16 protein-coding genes and 2 pseudogenes are annotated in these 20,211 nt (G+C 68.5%); 8 read left to right on the top strand and 10 right to left on the bottom strand.

Annotated elements, in window-relative coordinates; translation table 11 throughout:
• Nucleotides 1-2 precede the first annotated feature (2 nt).
• Nucleotides 3-890 carry a LysR family transcriptional regulator gene (locus ABD743_RS26935; protein ID WP_344725075.1) on the bottom strand — a complete coding sequence of 296 codons (888 nt, stop codon included), beginning with the start codon at nt 888-890 and terminating at the stop codon, nt 3-5.
• Nucleotides 891-969: 79 nt separating this feature from the next.
• Here ABD743_RS26935 and ABD743_RS26930 point away from each other — a divergent pair, with 79 nt between their 5' ends.
• Together ABD743_RS26930 and wrbA are read left to right on the top strand one after the other, a co-directional pair.
• Nucleotides 970-2,244, top strand: a complete 1,275-nt coding sequence (locus tag ABD743_RS26930; RefSeq protein WP_344725073.1) for an MFS transporter — start codon at nt 970-972, stop codon at nt 2,242-2,244.
• A gap of 39 nt (nt 2,245-2,283) precedes the next feature.
• The gene (wrbA, locus tag ABD743_RS26925) at nt 2,284-2,934 is read left to right on the top strand and encodes an NAD(P)H:quinone oxidoreductase (RefSeq protein ID WP_344725071.1); all 651 of its coding nucleotides are present in this window, start codon (nt 2,284-2,286) and stop codon (nt 2,932-2,934) included.
• A 325-nt stretch (nt 2,935-3,259) separates the two neighbouring features.
• On the opposite strand, the gene ABD743_RS26920 is transcribed toward wrbA, so the two are convergent.
• The 5 genes and pseudogenes from ABD743_RS26920 to ABD743_RS26905 all read right to left on the bottom strand — a co-directional run bounded on the left by ABD743_RS26920 (nt 3,260) and on the right by ABD743_RS26905 (nt 7,949).
• Nucleotides 3,260-3,649, bottom strand: a complete 390-nt coding sequence (locus tag ABD743_RS26920; protein ID WP_344725069.1) for a tautomerase family protein — start codon at nt 3,647-3,649, stop codon at nt 3,260-3,262.
• A gap of 907 nt (nt 3,650-4,556) precedes the next feature.
• A complete protein-coding gene (locus ABD743_RS44575; RefSeq protein WP_425566985.1) occupies nt 4,557-4,826 on the bottom strand; it encodes a sensor histidine kinase in 270 nt (89 codons plus the stop codon).
• Nucleotides 4,827-4,948: 122 nt separating this feature from the next.
• A pseudogene (locus ABD743_RS26915) lies at nt 4,949-6,052 on the bottom strand (DUF4118 domain-containing protein); the annotation flags it as partial.
• A 374-nt stretch (nt 6,053-6,426) separates the two neighbouring features.
• Nucleotides 6,427-7,410, bottom strand: a complete 984-nt coding sequence (locus ABD743_RS26910) for an AI-2E family transporter (RefSeq protein ID WP_344725065.1) — start codon at nt 7,408-7,410, stop codon at nt 6,427-6,429.
• A gap of 311 nt (nt 7,411-7,721) precedes the next feature.
• Entirely contained in the window at nt 7,722-7,949 is a 228-nt protein-coding gene (locus ABD743_RS26905; RefSeq protein ID WP_344725063.1) for a tautomerase family protein, read from the bottom strand.
• Nucleotides 7,950-9,033: 1,084 nt separating this feature from the next.
• Between ABD743_RS26905 and ABD743_RS26900 the strand changes: the two genes are divergently transcribed.
• The 5 genes from ABD743_RS26900 (at nt 9,034) to ABD743_RS26880 (ending at nt 13,154) form a co-directional block, all read left to right on the top strand.
• Nucleotides 9,034-10,200, top strand: a complete 1,167-nt coding sequence (locus ABD743_RS26900) for a redoxin family protein (RefSeq protein WP_344725062.1) — start codon at nt 9,034-9,036, stop codon at nt 10,198-10,200.
• A 24-nt stretch (nt 10,201-10,224) separates the two neighbouring features.
• Entirely contained in the window at nt 10,225-11,088 is an 864-nt protein-coding gene (locus tag ABD743_RS26895) for a TetR/AcrR family transcriptional regulator (protein WP_344725060.1), read from the top strand.
• Between the two features lie 192 nt (nt 11,089-11,280).
• Nucleotides 11,281-12,597, top strand: coding sequence for a cytochrome P450 (locus tag ABD743_RS26890; RefSeq protein WP_344725058.1), 1,317 nt, complete (start codon nt 11,281-11,283; stop codon nt 12,595-12,597).
• Entirely contained in the window at nt 12,588-12,788 is a 201-nt protein-coding gene (locus ABD743_RS26885) for a ferredoxin (protein ID WP_344725056.1), read from the top strand. The genes ABD743_RS26890 and ABD743_RS26885 overlap by 10 nt, the downstream gene beginning before the upstream one ends.
• A gap of 3 nt (nt 12,789-12,791) precedes the next feature.
• Nucleotides 12,792-13,154 (top strand): hypothetical protein, encoded by a 363-nt coding sequence (locus tag ABD743_RS26880; RefSeq protein WP_344725054.1) that lies wholly within the window; start codon nt 12,792-12,794, stop codon nt 13,152-13,154.
• 890 nt (nt 13,155-14,044) lie between these two features.
• On the opposite strand, the pseudogene ABD743_RS44570 reads toward ABD743_RS26880, so the two are convergent.
• A pseudogene (locus ABD743_RS44570) lies at nt 14,045-14,244 on the bottom strand (IS982 family transposase); the annotation flags it as partial.
• 697 nt (nt 14,245-14,941) lie between these two features.
• Between ABD743_RS44570 and ABD743_RS26870 the strand changes: the two are divergent.
• Nucleotides 14,942-17,428 carry an FUSC family protein gene (locus ABD743_RS26870; protein ID WP_344725050.1) on the top strand — a complete coding sequence of 829 codons (2,487 nt, stop codon included), beginning with the start codon at nt 14,942-14,944 and terminating at the stop codon, nt 17,426-17,428.
• A 167-nt stretch (nt 17,429-17,595) separates the two neighbouring features.
• On the opposite strand, the gene ABD743_RS26865 is transcribed toward ABD743_RS26870, so the two are convergent.
• From ABD743_RS26865 to ABD743_RS26855, 3 genes are all read right to left on the bottom strand, one after another.
• Entirely contained in the window at nt 17,596-18,114 is a 519-nt protein-coding gene (locus tag ABD743_RS26865; protein ID WP_344725048.1) for a sigma-70 family RNA polymerase sigma factor, read from the bottom strand.
• Nucleotides 18,115-18,804: 690 nt separating this feature from the next.
• Nucleotides 18,805-20,013, bottom strand: a complete 1,209-nt coding sequence (locus ABD743_RS26860; protein WP_344725046.1) for an NAD(P)/FAD-dependent oxidoreductase — start codon at nt 20,011-20,013, stop codon at nt 18,805-18,807.
• Nucleotides 20,010-20,210 carry a ferredoxin gene (locus ABD743_RS26855; protein WP_344725122.1) on the bottom strand — a complete coding sequence of 67 codons (201 nt, stop codon included), beginning with the start codon at nt 20,208-20,210 and terminating at the stop codon, nt 20,010-20,012. The genes ABD743_RS26860 and ABD743_RS26855 overlap by 4 nt, the downstream gene beginning before the upstream one ends.
• Nucleotide 20,211: the final 1 nt, after the last annotated feature.

Raw genomic sequence — 20,211 nt, 5'->3', positions numbered from 1 at the left:
CGTCACTCGGATATCCGATCTGCCGGGATGTCCAGGGCATCCAGGAATGCAGCGGCGGCTGGTGAGGGGCGCAGGCGACTCCAGATCACGTGCTCCACTCGGGTCGGTGGATCACGGAGCTCGACGACGTGCACGTTGGGGAGTTCGGTGACGAAGGCGGCGGGCATCATGCCGATACCCAGTCCGAGCCGGACCAGACGCGCCACGAGGTCCGCGTTCGTCACCTCGAAGGCGACCTCTCGGGTGACGCCGGCGGCGGCGAACGCCTCGTCCGACTGAGCACGCGCCGCCGTGCCGGCGGGATAGTCGACGAACACTTCCTTCGACAGCCGGTGCAGGTCCACGTCGGCCACATCGGCCAGCGGGTGGCCGGGCGCGACTATCGCGACCAGCTCGCCGCGTGCCAGAGCGCGGCCCCGGACGCCTTTCGGTTGGACGCTCGGCGGCAGCCCGAGGAACGCGATGTCCAGATCGCCCTGCCGAACCCGTTCGGCCAGCTCGTCGCTCGACCCGGCGCGCAGCGTGATCCGTACGTGCGGATGGCGGACCTGAAAGCGCTTCAGCGCGCTCGCCAGGTCGACCGCCGTAACGGTGGGGATGGTGCCGATGGCAAGCCGGCCGCGAAGCTCACCGGAGACGGCCGCAACCTCGGCGCGCGCCCGTTCGGCAGCGTCGAGTGCCTGCCGGGCGGCGGGCAGGAACGCTTCGCCGGCCGGTGTCAGCCCGACCCTGCGGCTGGTGCGATCGAAGAGCCGGGCACCCAGCTCTCGTTCCAGCCGGGCGATCTGGTGGCTGAGCGCGGACTGGACGACCCGACAGCGCTCGGCGGCACGGGTGAAGTTCGCCGTCTCGGCCACCGCGAGGACATAGCGCATTTGCTGCAGCTCCACGCATCCATCGTGAATCACGATCGCTGTCCTGACAACGATGTGTTGGACTCATTGATCGTCAACGCCCGAGGCTGGGGGCATGACGAACACAGCCGGGTCCGGCACGCCGCGCCGTACGGCGCATCACGAGGCCACCGAGGCGCCGGACGGCGGCACGTCGCTGAGCCGCGGGCTGCTGCTGCTCATGGCCGCGGCGACGGGGCTCTCGGTCGCCAACAATTACTTCGCCCAGCCACTGCTGGACCTGCTCGGCCGGGAGCTCCAGCTCAGCACAACAGTGGCCGGAATGATCATCACGGCTGCCCAGGTCGGTTACGGGTTGGGGCTGTTGCTGCTCGTCCCGCTCGGCGACCTGGTTGAACGCCGGCGGCTCGCGGTATTGCTGTACGCGGCGACAGCGGTATTCCTGCTGGTCTCGGCGACCGCACCGAACGGGACCCTGCTGCTCGCCGGGACCGCGCTCACTGCGTTCACCTCGGTGGCGGCTCAGGTCGTGGTGCCCTACGCCGCCACGCTCGCGCCACCGGGCCGGCGCGGCCGGGTGATCGGCACGGTGATGAGCGGACTGCTGCTGGGTGCGCTGCTGTCCCGTGCGGTGTCGGGCGCGCTCGCCGAACTCGGCGGCTGGCGGACGGTGTACTGGGTGAGCGCGATCCTCGTCGCAGGGATGACGGTGCTGTTGTGGCGCTTCCTACCGCGGCTGCACACCCCGATCGGGCTGTCGTATCCGGCGCTGCTGCGCTCAACGATCGCGCTGTTCCGCCAGGAGCCGGTGTTGCGGTGGCGCGCCGGTATCGCCGCCCTCTCGCTCGCATCGTTCAACGTGTTGTGGACAGCTGCGACTTTCCTGCTCGCCGGCCCGCAATATGGCTGGTCAGAGGCAGTCATCGGACTGTTCGGGCTGGTGGGCGCGGTGGGCACGGTGACCACGACGGTGGCAGGCCGGCTGGCCGACCGCGGCTACGTGCAGTGGGTCACCGGGACCGGCACCGCCGCGCTGGCAGCGTCCTGGTTGCTGATCGGCGCGGCCGAGAGTTCGCTGGCGTGGCTCGTCGGTGGGGTGATCGTCCTCAACGTGGCGCACCAGGCAGTGCTCAACAGCAACCAGAACGTCATCTACGCGCTGCGCCCGGAGATCCGCAACCGGCTCAACTCCGCGTTGCTGACGGCCTTCTTCGCCGGCGGTGCCGCCGGATCGGCGCTGGCCGGAATGGCGTGGGTGTTCGGCGGCTGGTCGGCAGTGAGCGTCCTGGGCGGCTTGCTGGCCTGCGGAACTTTCGTCCTGTGGGTGCTGGAACGAACCAGGATTTCTCGACCACTCGGTTCTCCTGCATCGGCAGGCACGCCGAACTGACCCCCGAAGTCCTGCACACATCGGAAGGAAGAATCCGGGATGAGCGTCAATATCGCCGTCGTCTACTACTCGGCCACGGGAAACGTGCACGCGCTCGCCGAGGCACTGGCCGACGGCGCGCAATCCGAAGGCGCACAGGTCAGACTGCGTCGAGTCGCGGAATTTGCCCCGGCATCCGCGATCGCCTCCGACCCCGCCTGGACCGCTCACCGTCAGCGGGTTTCGGCGTACGTCCCCGAGGTCAGCCACGACGACCTGCTCTGGGCACACGGCCTGGCCTTCGGCACCCCGGTCCGGTTCGGCAACATCGCCTCTCAGCTCAAGCAGTTCCTCGACACCTGCGGCGGCCTGTGGGCGGCGGGCCAACTAGCCGACAAGACCTTCACCGGCTTCGTCAGCGGCCAGTCCCGACACGGCGGCCAGGAGTCCACCCTGCTGGCGCTCTACAACTCGGCCTACCACATGGGCGCGATCCTCGTGCCGCCCGGATACACCGACGACGCCGTGCACGGCGCGGGTGGCAACCCCTACGGAACCAGCCACCCGAGCGGACCCGACGGCCTGCTGCCCCCGCCGGCAACGCTGGAGGCGGCCCGCTACCAAGGCGTACGTCTCACCCAGCTCACCGCCCGCCTGCAGTCGTTCACAACACCAGCCACGACACCGTGGGCGAGAGCTTCATCCTCCTGATCAGACGCCGCGAACCCGGGACCGGCAACAGCAGCGCGCCGTACGCCCAACGGCTGTCCGGCGAGCGGCGAGCGGCGAGCACACGACATAGATGGAGGCGGCGGCAGCGTGGTCACGGCATCGTTGGTTCTCGGGTGGCCATCGGTATTGACCTGCGCCAGCAGTGACTTGATCAAGGCCTACTGCTCGTCGCTGGCGTCCGAGGTGTACCGCGCGCGGCGCGCCACCCAACACAACGGATCACTCGCCAACAAGATCGCACAGGCGCGCAGAGCCTTCAGACGTTCTACCGGGACGTCCGTCTTATCGACCTTTACGTTGCGGTCTACACGTCGACAGGCGGGGCCAGGCGGCCGCCACCAAAGGAACTGCTAGAACGGTCCACCTCACCAAAGAAGACCATGACGTCGTCTGGGTCCGTTCCTGCCGCCTGCAGTCGAGACACCATCGCGGAAAGAAGCAAGCGCTTCCTCGCGTCCGCAGTCCCTGACGAGAGCAGGGCCTCGATCATGACAACCTGGCCACTGCGCGGCTTCCGCAAATCGGGATAGCGAGGACTGATGCGAAGATCAGCTTCTTCCAATGAGATGAACCTCTGGAAGAAATCATCCTCCGGATAACCGGAACTGACGCTTGCCTCGTGGATGGCAGCGGATATCGCATCCTTTTCTGCCGTCGCCCTCCCGGCACGCATTGTGACAGTGAAGAGTGGCATTTTCGCCCTTCCGAGTCGCATAGCTTCTCGCAGAATTCCATGCCTGGCCCACGCGGGTGGAGCTACGCCTTCATTGTGGACCCCGATCGAGCCGCTCGACCTCACCGAAGTGTCGGTACACCGGTCACAGCGCGACCAAGGCGGCGAGAGCCCGCCCAACGCCCCCGCCATGACGCTATCCGTGCACTGCTCGCCGACGGCCACCCTGCCGTGGCCCGCCCGTGCCCGCCACACGAGGCAGCATCGCCGGCTCCCGAGCGGCGACCCTCAACCATTCGTTTCAGGACGACCTGTCCGACCGCCGCCGACGGTGTGCACGCGTCCTGTGAATCACCGACTCCCCCTGGGCCAGCCTGGCAGACCCGGGCCACAATCGCTCGGCCAACGACCAGGATCAGGCAGCCCGCCGCCGACCCGTGGCGGCCGTCGGCCGCAGCACGGCGTAGGACACAGCGGATGCGACCAGCGCGAGCACGGTCGGGTGGACGAGCGTCGATGCGCACGCGCGGGACTCGCAGATCGCACAGGTTCCTGTCGCCTATCGGGGAGTGTGACACCCCGTCCTCGCGCCCGGATCCGTGGAGCCTATTGCCGGGCTGTCAGTGCGTGCTGCCGTCGCCGAAGGGGGGAGGTCGGGTCGACGGCGAGACCAAAGGCCCGCACCGAGCTGGCAAGGTGGATCTTGACTGCTTCCCGTGGTGATCCTCGCCTCCGTCCGCGGCTGGTCAGTTTCCGGGCGCGCGGCGGTCGGAGGAACCACTAGTCGGAATCCGGGTCCAGCGGTCCCAGTCCTCGGTGGTCAGGTACAGCACGGCTCGTGGTGCTCGCCCCGATCGAGGCCGTCAGCTGGTTTGGCGGCGATGCGGTGGCCTGGCTGCACGACGTCGCCCCTCGCACCGCAGACCGGTCAGTCTGGCTGCAGAGGAAGCTCGACGAGGATCGCCGTCCCTTCCCCGGGGCGGCTGTCGACCTCGATCGACCCCCCTAATGCCTGCACCCGGTCGCGCAGACCGGTCAGGCCTGACCCTCCGGCGGGATGGGCGCCGCCGATGCCGTCGTCGCGGATCGAGAGGCACAACAGGGCGTCGCGTTGTTCCACGGTGACGTGCGCGTGAGAGGCGCGGGCGTGTTTGGTGGTGTTGGTGAGTGCCTCGGAGACGACGTAGTAGGCCGCCACCTCGATCGGGTCCGCGGCGCGGCCGGCGGCCCGGATGTCGAGTTCCACCGGGATCGCGGTGCGGCGGGCGAGCTGCGCAGGGCAGGGCCGAGCCCGCCCTCGGAGAGGATCGCCGGGTGGATGCCGTGGGAGATCGTGCGCAGCTCCTCGATCGCCCCGTCGAGCTCGTGCCCGACCCGGCAGATCTGGGTCTGCAGCTCGGGCAGCTCCGCGGGCACGGTGGCCTGGGCCAGGCGCAGCGTGAGGCCGAGCGAGACCAGGCGCTGCTGGGTGCCGTCGTGCAGGTCGCGCTCGATGCGGCGTCGGGCGTCGTCGGCAGCCGCGACGATCCGGGCCCGGGAGGCGGTGAGCTCGGCGCGACTGTCGGCGTTGGCGATCGCGGTGCAGACGAGTTCGGTGAAGTCCGCTATACGCTGTTCGGTGTCGGCCGGGAAACGCCCGCGCCGCCCCGCGAGGCTGATCGCGCCCCAGAGATGCCCCTCGACGACGATCGGCGTCGCGACCGACGACCGGATTCCCAGCCGGCGGGCGGCGTCACCGGACGCGCCGGAGGGTTGGCTGAAGTCGTCGCAGCGAGCCGGGCGGCCCGTGCGCAGGGCGACCGCCGAAGGCAGCGGCGGCTCAGGCTTCCAGCGGCTCCCCACCGGGAGCTCGGCGGGGTGTACGCCGCCGACGCTGGCGACGAGAGTCGTCGCGCCGTCGGGATCGAGGCGGAGGATGAGCGTGGTGTCGGCAGCGAGGACGTAGCCGACCTCCTGCGCGACGGCCGAGAACACCTCGGCCGCCGGCGTGCCGCGGGCGACGAGCGTGGCGACCCGGCGCAGCGCCGCCTGCTCGTCGGCGAGCACGCGCAGCTCCTCGCGGCTCGCGGCGTTCGCCTTCGCCAGGGTTTCGGCCTCCCGGGTGCGGCCCTCGGCCAGGGCGACAACCTCGCTGACCGCGGCGCCGACGAGGAGGAACGCGGCCAGCGCCACTATGTCGTTGATGTCGGCGATGGCGACGTCGTAGAGCGGCGGGATGAAGTAGTAGGCCAGCAGCACCGCGGCCGCCACCGCGGCGGCCAATGCCGGAACCAGCCCACCGACCAGCGCCACCAGCACGACAACGAGCAGGCAGAGCAGCATCTGGCTGGGCAGGTTCAGGATGTCGCGAAGCCGGGTCAGACCCAGCGTCAGTAGGGGAAGAACGACCAGTCCGGTCACGGCCGCGGCGATTCGCCGCCGCATGGAAGGCCCCGCGTGTCCTGCAGTCAGCCGGCGTCGGGTCGCGGCGGGCTCTGTGGAAGACGATGTATGCACGTCGAGGTCGCCCTTCCCGTCAAGCGGGTGGCAGAGCCAATGCCCGGTCCCGTCGGCAACTGGGCCAGCTGGGACGACCAGCGCCCAGGACGGGCCTGCGTGCTCAGCAAGGGCGAGGTCCGCAGCGCGGCGGGAATGTGTCGCCGACCACAACATCCTAGGACCCGACCGCGCCGGGCGGTGCCAAGTCATCGAGCAGGACCTCACCCGCGAGCAGCGGCGCGACTGCAACGTCCGCAAGGACGGCTCGGCCCGGCCGCCGCCGTGCTGGCCGCGGCTTGAGGAGGGTCTGGCCCCGTTGCTCAGCGCTGGTCGAGTCGCGGGATGGCAACCTCGCGCACGATGAGTTGTACGGCGGCCGCGATGGGGATGGCGACAACGGCGCCGATGATGCCGAGCAGTGTTCCGCCGAGTAGTACCGCGACGATGGTCGCCAGGGGCGAAACCTGTACGGCTCGGCTCATGATCCTGGGCCACAGGAGATACTCCTCCAGGATCCGGTAGATGACGAAGAATCCGGCCGTGGCCAGGGCGACGGGCAGTGACACGGTCAACGACGCCAAGCAGACGATGATCCCCCCGAGGGTGGAGCCGATAGTCGGTATCAGGTCCAGCAGGCCGACCAGAACGGCCAGCAGTAACGGGTAGGGCACCTTGAAGATCAGCAACCACGTGTAGACGAGAACCGCCGTGATCAGCGAGGTGGCGAGGTTGCCCAGCACGTACCCGCTGACTCTGGTGGCGATCTCGTTCCCGAGGCGGGTGGCGCGGGGTCGTCGGGATCTCGGAATCAGCCGGTAGAAGCCGGTCCGCAGCTGAGGTAGCGAGACGAGGAAGTACACCGTCAGCACCAGCACGACGCCGGTGGAGGCCACCGCGTTGACCACGAGGATGCCGGCGCCGAAAACGCCACTCACCACGTTGCTGCTCGTGAGGGCCTGTTCCAGGCTCTGCTGCACGTGGAATCGGTCATTCAGCGTGCCGACGAGCGAGTTGTGATCGGTCAGCGTGTTCAAGTAGGTCGGCGCTTGTGTCCTGAACGCCTCGACCTGTGCGATCAGTGGCGGGATCGCGGCGGTGAGGAATCCACCGACGATCGCAAGCAGCCCCGCGCATACCGCGGTGACCGCCGCCCAGCGCGGCAGCCCGCGGCGCACCAGCGAGGCCACTGCTGGTTCGAGCCCGACTGCGAGGAACAACGCCAACCCGATCAGAACCAGCATGTTCCGGGCGGTGAAAACCAGCGCGGCGAGTCCAGCGGTGAGTGCGACCCCTGCTGCGCCCACAGCGCCGACGCGGAAAGGCGAGCGGCGATCCGCGGCTCGGTCCGACCTCCTCGTCGGCCGGCCGGCGACCGACGTCTTCCGGGATGCTGCAGCTATCGGCGCCATTGGTCACCACCGTTCATCGGGTGTCAGGTCGAGCTACACCGTCATGATGGCCCGTTGTGGCCGTACAGGACTGACAACCTGTGGGCGGCTGTCCCGCGGTCGCGACCATCGCGGCCAGTCTCGACAAGAGCCCCGGTGACCCGCGCGAGCCAGGCGGCGAAATGGTGCAGCCGGTCGAGCCCGGAGGCTCGACCGGCGCGTGAGGGTCAGACGGGCGCCTTCCCTGCGGCGAGCTGACGGACCGCTTCCGTCGTCAGGGTCTGGCCTCCGATGGCCCAGTCGCCGCTCTTGACCTCCTCGAGGACGCACCAGGTGACAGAGCGCATGTTTTCGCCCTCGACCGCGACCATCGCCTCGGTGAGAGTGCGGGCAATCGTCTCCTTCTGAGCGGGGGTGAAGACACCCTCAATGATTTTGACGTTGATGAGTGGCATGTCTATTTTCCTTCCGGTGGGCCTCGGCGACGGATGTCGCCGGGGCTCGGATCTGCGGATCGGCGTCTGGCCGACCATTCGTCGGCGCTGGTGGATGGCTCCTGCGTCGGGTCTCGCCGCCGGCGGAGCGCTGTTCGTAGCCCTCGTCGTTTGGATGGGGTCGAAGGCGACGCTCGCAACATTAGGAGGGCAGCGTTCCGGTAGCGTTCCGGCTGGCTGCCTTGATCGGGAAGCGGTTGCGAACGGTCGGAACGCCCCAAGTCGATGTCGGGCTGTGGTACTGGTGGGTCCTCGGTGGCGAGCGTCTACATCGGTGTGTGCTTGCCGGCTTCTTGTACCCGCTGTTCTAGATCATGGGAGTGGTTGCGACGTGGCGGCGGCCGATCTGGCGGCACGCCGCCCGGCAGAGGGGTTGGGTCAAAACCGAGTGGGCCGACGAGTAGCCAGGTGTCCCGACCATTTATCTGTCATTCTCAGCCAGCTGCCCTGCGGACAGTATCGGACCGGAATCCGAGCTCTCGGCAGGAGGCTGGGCGACGAACGTTGAATCCTGCTCCCCGGGGACGGGGCGGTGCCGACGCGCTCAGCCACCGACACGCCCAACGTGGTACGAGGTGGCGTCGCCTGGACGCCGATGTGCAAGCTCTGCAGGTCGTGGCGCATCTGCGCGAGGCGCCTACATGAGCCAATCGTCATCCACAACGGGTGATGCGGGCAGGTCGGGTCCGCTGCGACGGTGACCGGGATTGGCCAACTAGGCCGGGACGGGACGCAGCATCGCCAGACTGCTCGAGCAGCCCGAGCGGCTCGCCAGGCGCCGGCACAGGCCCTCGACGGCAGATGGCTCGGGTGTGGACCGAGGAGCGTGATCACGCCGGGTGACACCGACACAACGCGTTGATCGACGCCCCACCAACAGCCAACGGCCCGGGACGAGGCACCTGCGTCCCGTACTCAACGCGCCTGAGCCCGGGTCGCCAGCCGAGCACGGCCGATCCAATGCGACGGCCGTCCATCGGCACATGCGGGGACACCGGCCATGGCCCTTTGGCCCGGACCTCCAGCCATAGGAAAAGGTAATGTCATGGCAGCGCATTGGCTCGTGCCCGCCGGGCTACACACGCCCTCGGTCCAGCTGCCCGTCGAGGGCGAGTTGCCTTCATTGACCTGCGCGACAGGGTGGCTGAACTCGCCGCCGCTGACCGCGGCCGACCTGAGCGGAAACGTCGTCCTGGTCAACTTCTGGACCTATACCTGCATCAACTGGCTACGCCAGCTTCCTTATGTCCGCGCCTGGGCCGGGAAATATTCCAGTCAGGGACTGGTGGTCGTCGGCATACACACACCGGAGTTCCCGTTCGAGAATGACCCGGACAACGTTCGCGAGGCCGTGCGGGAGATGGGGATCGATTACCCGATCGCAATCGACAACGACTACGCGGCCTGGAGCGCCTTCGACAACCACTACTGGCCAGCCCTCTCCGTCGTGGACGCCCACGGACAGATACGGCATCACCATTTCGGCGAGGGCGAATACCAGCAGTCGGAAATGATCATCCAGCAGCTACTGGCCGAGGCCGGATCCACCGGTGCTGGTCGCGAACTGGTGTCAGTCGATGCCCGTGACGTGGAAGCGCCCGCCGACTGGCCCAGCCTATGGTCCCCGGAGAACTACCTCGGCTATGAGCGCACCGAGAACTTCGCGTCCCCCGGTGGCGCGGTACTGGGCAAGCGTCACGCCTATACGGCCCCGGCAGAGCTGAGACTCAATCAGTGGACCCTGTCCGGGGACTGGACGATGGGCGACCAGGCCACCACGCTGAACACGGCCAACGGGCAGATCACTTACCGCTTCCACGCCCGCGATCTCCACCTGGTGATGGGGCCGGCAGAACGGGGCACGTCCGTGCGGTTCCGCGTGCTCCACGACGGACAGCCACCGGCCGGGGCGCACGGGGTCGATATTGACGACCAAGGCAACGGAACGCTGGCCGAACAGCGGCTGCACCAGCTCATCCGCCAGCCCGGCCCGATCATCGACCGCACCTTCGAGATCACTTCGTCGGTCCTGGCGTCCAGGCCTACGCTTTCACCTTCGGCTAGTCAGGACGGATCCCGCCGTCGTCGAGCTCGCCGGCGCAGGAGCCACTCGACCGGCGGCGTAACGTCGAGCCGACGAGCGCGTCTGCCCGCACGTCTGCCTGCAGCTGGCCGGTTGATGATTCAGCAGATCCACACCGATGGCGCTTAGCAGCCCGACATCGTCGGTGGTGTCATGATCGACGCGGGCGGCGCTAGCCTGGCCGAGGCGAAGGTCGTAACCGGAGCCAATCACGAGTTCCGGTTCTGCCTGGTCGCTTCGGTGGTGGTTCGGCCGACCGGGCAGGCGGTGTGTCTGGCCTTCGCCGAGGCCTGGCCCGGTTCGAAGACGTTCTGGTTGCTGCGCTCGGCTAGGTGTGGACCGCATTGGTTTGAGTGGTTGAGTGAGGATGTGCCGGTGACCGGCAAGAGTGCGGGCCCGAAGGGGGAGCCTGTGACGAGGGCGGCCCGTTCGCGGACCCGTAATCGATGGGGTCAGGGTGAGCGGCTGCGTGCGGAGGTTCTGGAGGCTGCTGCCCGGTTGCTGGGCGAGTTGGGCACGGTGGAGGGGCTGAGCCTGCGGGGCGTGGCCCGGGAGGTGGGCGTCGCGCCGGCCAGCCTGTATGCCCATTTCGCGGACAAGGCGGCCCTGATCGACGCATTGCTCGACTACGAGCACGAGCGGCTGGTGGGCCTGTTGCAGGAGGCCGGGGCCGCGGTGGACGAGGCGGATCCGATCGGCCGGGTGCGTGCCCAGTTGCATGCCTTCTGTCGGTTCTCGCTGGCCAATCCCGGCCAGTACCGGGTGATGTTCGGGGCGCGGTTGGGCCAACCCGGCAGCCCCGCGCGTGTGCTGGTCGACACGCTGACCGACAGCCTGCGCGCGTGTGAGGTGGCGGGGGCGCGGTTGCGGCTGCCGGCCGAGCGGGCCGCGATCGTGCTGACGGTCGGCACGCATGGCCGGGTGGCGATCTCCCAGGCCCGGTCCGGGGACGACGCCGAGGCTGCGGTGGTCGAGTTCGTGGACGAGCTGCTCTCCCTGGTGTTCGAGAGCGGCTGACGTCCCGGGTCACCGTCGGGCCCGTGCCATGATCTTTTACTAGCCCATGATTTTACTTCCCCATGGTTTTTGCCCCTTTTCCATGATTCTTTGTGGCGCCCGTTGAACAGCAGTCCAGAGACAGCTAACGTCTGTTCAGTAAGTTGATGAACGAATGTTAGGTAATTAGACTTTTCCGGCGCGGAGGCGCACATGACCAAGGCAGCGACAAATCCGACAGTCCGGGCGTTGGCTGACATCCCCGAGTACCCGATGCAGCGGGCAGCCGGCTGCCCGTTCGACCCGGCGCCGGGCCTGCGGGCGCTGCAGGCACAGGCACCGATTGCCAAGGTCCGGCTCTGGGACGGCAGTACCCCCTGGCTTGTCACCCGTTACGCCGACCAGCGCGCCCTGCTGGCCGACTCGCGGATCAGCTCCGACACCACGGCTCCCGGCTACCCGCACGTCAGCGCCGGCCAGCGGGAACGCCGCACGCAGGCCCGGAGCTTCCTCAACATGGACGACCCCGAACACGCCCGGCTGCGCCGGATGGTGACCGCGCCGTTCACTATCAAACGGGTCGAGACGCTGCGCCCGGCGATCCAACAGATCGTCGACGACCTGATCGACCAGATGCTGGCCGGCCCCACCCCGGTCGACCTGGTGGAGGCTTTCGCCCTGCCGGTGCCCTCCCTGGTGATCTGCCACCTGCTCGGCGTGCCCTACACCGACCACGACTTCTTCCAACACACCAGCAAGCTGCTGATCAACCGGGGCACCCCGCCCGAGGTGGCCCGGCAGGCCCAGGACACCCTCAATGACTATTTGGACCGGCTGATCACCGACAAACTCGCCCGCCCCACCGACGACCTGCTCTCCCGGCTGGCCCACCAGCAGGTCCGCACCGGGGAACTGACCCAGCAAGACCTGGTCAAGATGGCCGGCCTGCTGCTCGTGGCCGGCCACGAGACCACCGCGAACATGATCGCGCTGGGCACCCTGGCCCTGCTCCAGCACCCCGACCAGCTCGCCGCGCTGCGCGCCACCACCGACCCCGCAATGATCAGCAGCACGGTCGAGGAATTGCTGCGCTACCTGAGCATCGTCCACACCGGCCGGCGCCGGGTCGCGCTCACCGACATCGAGATCGACGACCAGCTCATCCACGCCGGCGACGGCGTCATCCTCGCCACCGAGGTCGGCAACCGCGACGAACAGGTATTCGCCGACCCCGACGCACTGGATCTGCACCGTGACGCCCGCACACACGTCGCCTTCGGGTTCGGCGTGCATCAATGTCTCGGCCAACCCCTGGCCCGGGTGGAACTGCAGGTCGTCTACGGCACCCTCTACCGGCGCATCCCCACCCTCCGATTGGGCGCCGACCTCGCCGACATCTCGTTCAAACATGACGGAGCGGTCTACGGCGTCTACGAACTGCCCGTCACCTGGTCGACCCACCCGCCGGAAACGGGTGAGCAGACCGCGGGAATCCACACAGAATCCGGAGAGGAAACCTCATGCGAGTGATCGTGGACCAAGGCAAGTGCGTCGCTTCGGGACAATGCGTGCTAGCCACGGCGCAGGTGTTCGACCAGCGCGACGAGGACGGCATCGTCACGCTGCTGACCGACAACCCACCGCCCGAGCTGCACCAGGCTGTCCGCCAGGCCGTGGCGGTCTGCCCGGCGCTGGCCATCACCGTGGTGGAACAGCCGTGAGCGGTGCGCGGGTTCCATCCGGAGGCGATGTACGAGTTCAAGGGCGCCGGCGACGCCGTCGAGGAGCTGACCGATCGCGTCACGTTCGTCGACGGTGACGTCGTGGATCACCAGCGTATGTGGCGCATCTCCGGCGCTGAGGCCGCCGACCCGCTTACGTCGGGCATCGTGCTGGCCGAGGGCAGCACGGACTCAACCGTGAGGGGCGAGGACGGTCCGCGGCGGTGGGCGGGCAAGGCGGGCAACCCGTTCTGGGTCGAGCCGGACGTGCTGCATGCAGCCCTGGCGTGCTGCCCACGGCCACGAGGTGTTCGTGACCTGATGGCGACGGTCTCGAGCCGCGCCCGGTCGCGGGCACGGCGATGATGGTCGCGGTACCGGCGGCCGTGCTCGGCGCCGCCGGTTTCGGGCTGGCCAGCGCCGCCCAGCAACGGGCGACCAAGGATGTGCCGGTCGCGCCGACCCTCAGCCCTCGGTTGCTCGTCGAGCTGTTCGCGCGCCCGATGTGGCTGTTCGGTCTGGTAGCCACGATCCTCGCCCTCGTCCTGCAGATCGTCGCGCTCGCATTCGGACCGCTTGCACTCGTGCAACCCTTGCTCGTCACCGGGGTCGCCTTCGCCACGGCGTTTTCCGCCCTGCTGCACCACGGGTGTCCTGACGCCCTGATCCTGCTCGGTGCGCTGTGTTGCGCCGGGGGACTCGCGGCGTTCCTGCTGCTCGCCCGGCCGAGCTCAGGAGGACGACGCCGAGCTGGACCTGCCGGCGAGCCTGCCGCTGACGATTCCCCTCCCGGTCGTCCTGCTCGGCTGCCTTGTGTATGCGGCGAGCGTCCGGCATCCGTCGCGTGTGCTGGCGCTGGCGTTGGGGATCGGCGTGCTCTACGTCGTCACCGCCGGGCTGATGAAGGTGGTCACCGGCCAGCTGCGCCTGGGGCTGGACGAGCTCTTCCTGCACCCCGTCGTCTACATCGTCGCTGTCATCGGCTCGATCGGGTTTCTGCTCAGCCAAAACGCCTTCCGGCAGGGACAGCTCGTGTCGCCGGCCGTCGCCATGATCACCAGCACCGACCCGGTGGTCGGGGTCCTCATCGGCGTGGGCTGGCTGGGCGAGCAGCTCGACAGCTCCCCCGCCCTGCTTGCGGGCCAGTGCCATGCGGCGCTCGTCGTCATCGGCTCGATCGCGGTCATCACCGCACGCGGGTCGCTGCTGCTGCGCCAGCGGCTCGACCCGCCGGTGGATGCCGCCCCATCGTCCGCCCAGAAGACCCTCGAGTGCGAGGCGCAGTACCCGTGGCCGGCCCACCTGGCCACGTTCGAGCGTTTCACCGTCGGACGCGAGCGAGCGCATTCCACCGGCGTGGAATCGACCACCCAGACGGGATCGGTCCACAGATCGGTGTCGGCAGGCAGGCCCGGATCAGGCGCTTGATCAGCGGCAACGCCGCTCGTAGGCGCTCGATGTCCCTATGGATGCCAAGCCGCTGGCGCTGAGGCGCCCGGGCGTGAGCGCGGCTCGGTGATGAGCTGATAGATCTCCCGTGCCGATGTAGGGCTTCAGACAACGAATGATTTTCGGGGAGTCTTGCCCTCGGCAATGCGTCGCTCGCGGGTATGCGCGGGTGGCGGGGTTCTAGCGGAGACGGGACAAAGCGATGCGGTAAAGGGCGGCGTTGGCCCGCCGGTCGCAGTCGGTGTGATGTCGTGGCCGTAGCAGACCGATTATGCCGAGGGGCTGGTTATGCCGAGGTTGATGGCGGAACCCTGGTCAAGGTGGTGAGCAGCAGGATGAGGTCGGAATAGTCAGAGGTCCCCGAGGAAGGCGAGGAGCCGGTCGCTGGGTGGGTATCGACCGGCTTAGATGCCGATTGGTGTGTGCGGGCGATCGCTAGTGAGCGCCGCTGCCCAGGTGCAGATCGGTGCGGGTCAGGCTGGTGAGTCGCCGACCCGGAGGCCGGTGGTGATAGCGAGCGGGATCAAGGCGTGGTCGCGCCGCCTGGTCCAAATTGACCGGTTCGTGTGGCCCAGTGCGGTGATCTCTTCGCGGACGAGATAGGTCAGTTGCGTCCGGCCGTGCCGTATGGGCGGGATGGCCAGCACGCGGGAGATCACCTCGGCGTGCTCGGGGCTCCGCGGCCCGCCGACCCGGTCTGCCTCGTGACGGTGTTCGCTCCGGCCATTTCAACCTCGATCATCTTCCTGTCATTACATTGTCGGTGGATACATGTTTGCTTCGGAGGGCGGTTGAACACGGTGCAGGACCGGGTGCGTCGGACACGGGACCGCATCGCGGCATCCGACCCCGGACTCGGCCACCTCCGCCAGGCCGGATCGGTGATGATCGGGGTGGGGACGGTCCTGGCCGTCGAGTACGGCTTCGGGACGTTGATCCACGCTGGGGCGCAGGGAACGCTCGTTGCGATGCTGCTGGGCGCGGTGACCGCGATGATGGGAGCGACGGCCCTGTCCGGCTCGTCCTGGGGGAAGGTGCAGACGGCTGGCTTCTTCCCGGTTGCGATCGGCGTTGGCCTGCTCGCCGGCGCCGCGGTCGCAGGTCACACCGACGTGATGCTCGTCGTTTTCGTATTCGTCATGTTCGCCGCGGTGTTCGTGCGCCAGTTCGGCGCGGCGTTCTTCACCTACGGCTTCATGGGATGGATGGGTTACTTCTTCGCGTCGTTCCTCGGCGCAACGATAGCGACGGTGCCCATGCTCATCGCGGAGGTCGCCATCGCCTCGGCGTGGATCCTGATGCTGTCAGTGACCGTGCTGCGCAGCAGTCCCGCACGGACGGTCGGCCGGATGCTGCGCGCCTTCGGAGCTCATTCCCGCGGGATCGCCGCCGTGGCCGCCGACCTGCTGGAGGCGGATCCGGGCGACGAGCGCAGGCGCCGCCGCCTCCGTCGCACGCTTCAGGGGCGCCACCTGCGGCTCGCCGAAAGCGCGCTGATGATCGACGGCACGCTCGCCGACCGCGATGCGGCACCCGTCGGCTGGCCGGCGGCGGCGCTGCGCAGGCATCTGGTCGATGCCCAACTCACGATCGACGCTCTCGCCATGTCTGTGGCGACGCTCGCGGTTGTCGATGCCGAACTCGGCAGGTCGAGCCCCATCACCGCTCGGACCGCCCTGGCCCTGCGCCGGTTCGGCGCCGCCGACTACCCGGCAGCCGCGATCACGGCCCGTGCGCTCGCCGACAGTGCCGCCGAGGACGCGGATCTCCCCTGGAGGTCGACGGCAGACGGTGAGGTCCGCGCCGTGATGGCGGCGCGGCGTGCCGGCACCGCCGTCCTCGAATACGTCGAGTTGGTCCGGCGGTGGAACTCCCCGCCGGGGACGACGATCGCCGAGGACTTCGAGCCCGCGGTCATGATGACGATGGGCAACCTCCCCGGGTCCCCAGCGGTCGCCGCCGACGTGGCGCCCCGCGCCCATCGCTGGAACCCGCTCGGCCGTCTCAACCTGACCACCCGCCAGGCCGTGCAGGTCGCGATCGCGGGCGGGCTGGCTATCCTGCTCGGACGCGAGCTCTCGACGACCCGTTACTACTGGGCCGCCATCGCCGCCTTTGTCGCGTTCGCGGGTACCGCGACCCGGTCGGAGACCTTCATCAAGGCAGGCAACCGGGTCCTGGGCACGTTGGTGGGCCTGTTCGCCGCCATCTGGCTGGCCGAACTGACCCGCGGGAGCACCGCGCTCGTCCTGGTGGTCATCCTCGCCAGCGTGTTCCTTGGGTTCTACCTGCTCCGTGTCTCTTACGCCTTCATGATTTTCTTCGTTACGATCATGGTCGCTCAGCTCTACAGCGTGTTGTACGAGTTCAGCGACGGCCTGCTCGTGCTCCGGCTCGAGGAAACCGCGATCGGTGCGGCTGTCGGCGCAGTGGTCGCCCTGTTCGTCGTTCCGACGAGCACACGCGACACAGTGCGGGCGGCCCGCACCACCTTGATGTTCTCGTTGTCCGACCTGCTCGACGCGGTTGCCCGGCGGATCGACCCGAGCGCGGTCCCGGCCGCTGTCTGCGGGGCCGGCCGCGGTGATGGACCGCAGGCCGCCGCGAACCTGGACGGACTGGTTCGCACTGTCGAGAACCGGTTGCGGCAGCTCACCCTCGTCTCCGCACCGTTGACCCGGCCGATGTTGTTCAACAACGACCCTCGTCGGGTGAGCCGTGAGCTGAGGCTCTACGCGGCGTCCGCGACCTATGCGCGTGCCCTCGCCGTCCAGCTCCGCAGGGCATCGCAGGCTCCGGTCCGGCTCGCGTCGGCCAGCCTCTCGCTCGCGGCGGCCTCCCGCACGCTCGCCGATCCCGCATCAGGTCGCTCGGACCAGCAGGTCCTCGACGACCTTGCCGCCGCCGACCGAATGCTCTTCGACCCCGCGGATCCCGACGAGCCCGCCTTGCACGCCGCCGCCCGACCGCTCATCCACCTGCAGCAGCTCATGCACGAGCTCGCGACCAGCGACTATGGCCTGGGCGCACGGCTTCGGTCCCGTGCGGCGGGCCGGGGTGGAAGGCACCGGCTCGTACGGCATGGCGCTGGCCCGGCGCCTGCGCGGCCACGGCATCGAGGTGGTCGAGGTCAACCGACCGGACAAGACCACCCGCCGCCGACGCGGAAACACCGACGCCATCGACGCTGAGGCGGCTGCCAGGGCGGGCCACGGACATCGTGAAGGCCGGGGGATGGGCCGGTGGCAATCCTGCGCCTGTCCGAGCTGGCCAAGGCCTCGGCAATCAAGTCGCCGCCTCTCAGCGACGGTCCTGTGCTCGCTGGTTGGGCTGGACCGCCGAGGACACCCTGCTCCCGTCAGGCCGCTTCGGCCCCTTCCAGTACGTGGCGCAGCGCCCGCAATGCGTGGTGCGTGCGTGACTTCACGGTTCCCGACGGCAGGCCGAGGCGCGCTGCGGCGTCGGCGATTGTTCTGCCTTCGTAGTAGATGGCTATCAGGACGTCGCGATATTCGCGCTTGAGCTGGTGCAGCGCATCGGCGAGGGCCCAACGTTGCACTGCCTGTTCGACGCCGTCAGCCACGGATGCAGCGCGCAGCATGCGTTCGTCGGAGATCGTGACCGGTCGTGCCGCGTCCGAGCGCCACAGATCGGCGACGAGGTTGCGGGCCACGGTGAACAGCCAGCCCCGGGTGGCATCGGAGCCGAGGTCGAGGTGGCCCGCATGGCGCCAGGCCCGCACGAGTGCCTCTTGGACGACTTCCTCGGCTCTACCGCGGTCACCGGTCAACCGCAGGGCGAAGCTGAACAGCGGTCCGGCGGCGTCGTTGTACAGCGCACGGATGAGGGCCTCCGTGGTCTCCTCGGGGGGTAACATGATCAGTCCCATTCTTCACCGTTAGCGGACATCGCGACTCGGCGGGCTTGGCGGTGCGGTAGGCGCATGCATCTCTGCATTGGTTTCTCCTGAAGTGGGGTGGGATCCGGTCGAGTTGCCACATGGTCACCTGTGGCGGAATCGCAGCCTTTCGAGGAGCCATGTGTGTCCGTGTGGCGGGGCGACGGGGTCAGGGCTGGGTTAGCGCAGGTGCTGCCGATTCCAGTCGAGCGCGACGCGGCTCGTGATGTCGAACCGGGCGAGCAATGGCTCGAGATGATCGCCGGTGACGAGCTGCGGGACTCGGCTGCAGGTGGAAGGCGATGATTGACAGTTCATGGAACAGCCCGCTCCGCAGGCCGATTCTCTCCGAATCGAACTCGAGGTGTGATTCCAGAGGAATTAGAGCCGATCAGTCGGCGATCTGCTGTTGCCACGTATTGATGTGATGACCCGGCTCACCGCTGCCGGCGGCGAAGTGCTGGTGATCATGGACCAGCACGACGAACCCAGCCTCGGCGAGGCCGTGGCGAACTGTTCGGGCCCCTGTTACGTAACACCGAACCCGTGCGCCCTGGGGACTGCCGACTCGGAGTGACGTGATCGTCCGGCCCAAAGTGCCGGGTACCGGTTCTCGGGACCCGTCGAGAGCGGGCTGGTGAGCGAGGCGCCGACCGGCGTAGCTGGCCGTCAGCCGGCGTTGGCGGTCGAGATGCGCGGGTCTCGGAACCACGGCGATGGTGCAGCGTGGACCACGAGTTGGCGCAGTCTGCGCAGTTCGCGAGGGCTGTTCCAGCCCAGCACACCGACGACCCTGCCCCGGTGGCTGTAGCCGACGACGAACCTGCGGCTGGTCAGTTCCCCGTGCATCAGGGTGATGTCCGCATCAGTTGGGAAGATGCCGTAGGCCTGGATGCGGGCGTCGTACTGATCGGTCCAGAAGTAGGGCACGGGAGCGTACGCCTGATCGTCGCCGAGCAAGTTGGCGGCGACGACCATGGCTTGCTCGGTGGCGTTGACCCGGTGTTCCACTCGCATCCGGGTGTGGAAGTGGTTGTTGGTCCAGGACGCGACGTCGCCGGCGGCGTAGATCTGTGGGGCGGCCCGGCAATGCGTGTCGCATTCGACCCCGTTGCCGAGCGGGAGGCCGGATCCGGCGAGCCAGCCGATGGCGGGGGTGGCGCCGGCCGCGATCACCACCAGATCGGCGGCCAGCAGCGAACCGTCGGTGAGTTCGACCTCGGCCACGCGCCCGGCCGCGCTGATGAACCGGTGCACGCCGACACCGCAGCGCAGCGAGGTGCCGTGATCGCTGTGCAGGTCGGCGACGACCTCGCCGATCCGGTCGCCGAGGGCATGCATGGGTACCGGCCGCGGATCGACCAGGGTGACGTCCAGGCCCATCCCCCTGGCGACGGCCGCCACCTCGGCGCCGAGGAAGCCGGCGCCCACCACGACCACCGTCGGCCGCTCCAGGAGGTGAGTGCGCAGGGACAGCGCATCGTCGAGGGTGCGCAGGACGTGCACTCCGGTCAGGTTGGCGCCGGGCAAGCGGCGTGGGGTGACGCCGGTGGCGATGATCAGGGCGTCGAAGTCGACCCGACCGCCGCCGTGGAGCAGAACCTGCCGGTCGGTCCTGTTCAGGCCCACGGCGGAGCGGCCGAGCAGAAGATCCGCGTCGAGGGTGGCCAGTTCCGCACCGCTGCGTAAGACGATCTTTTCCGGCCCCCAGGTGCCGGCCAGGATCTGTTTGGACAGTGGTGGCCGGTCGTAGGGCAGGTGCTGTTCGTCCCCGATCAGGGTCAGCGCGCCGTCGTAGCCGCGGCGACGCAGGGCCTCGGCCGCGGCGAGCCCGGCCGCCGACACCCCGACGATGACGATCCGCTTCGGCCCGCTCACGGCTGTTCCACCACGGTGATGGCCAGGGCCGGGCAGACCGCCACGGCCTGGCGGACAGCCTGGTGCAGCTCGGGCGGTGGGTTGTCGGTCAGCAGCGTGACGATGCCGTCCTCGTCGCGCTGGTCGAACACCTGCGCCGTGGCTAGCACGCATTGTCCCGAAGCGACGCACTTGTCCTGATCGATGGTTATTTTCATG

Source organism: Pseudonocardia yunnanensis (genome assembly GCF_039534065.1).
GTDB lineage: Bacteria > Actinomycetota > Actinomycetes > Mycobacteriales > Pseudonocardiaceae > Pseudonocardia > Pseudonocardia yunnanensis.
Note: the sequence above shows the minus strand (reverse complement) of the source record. Positions and strands in the feature narration are given on the sequence as shown.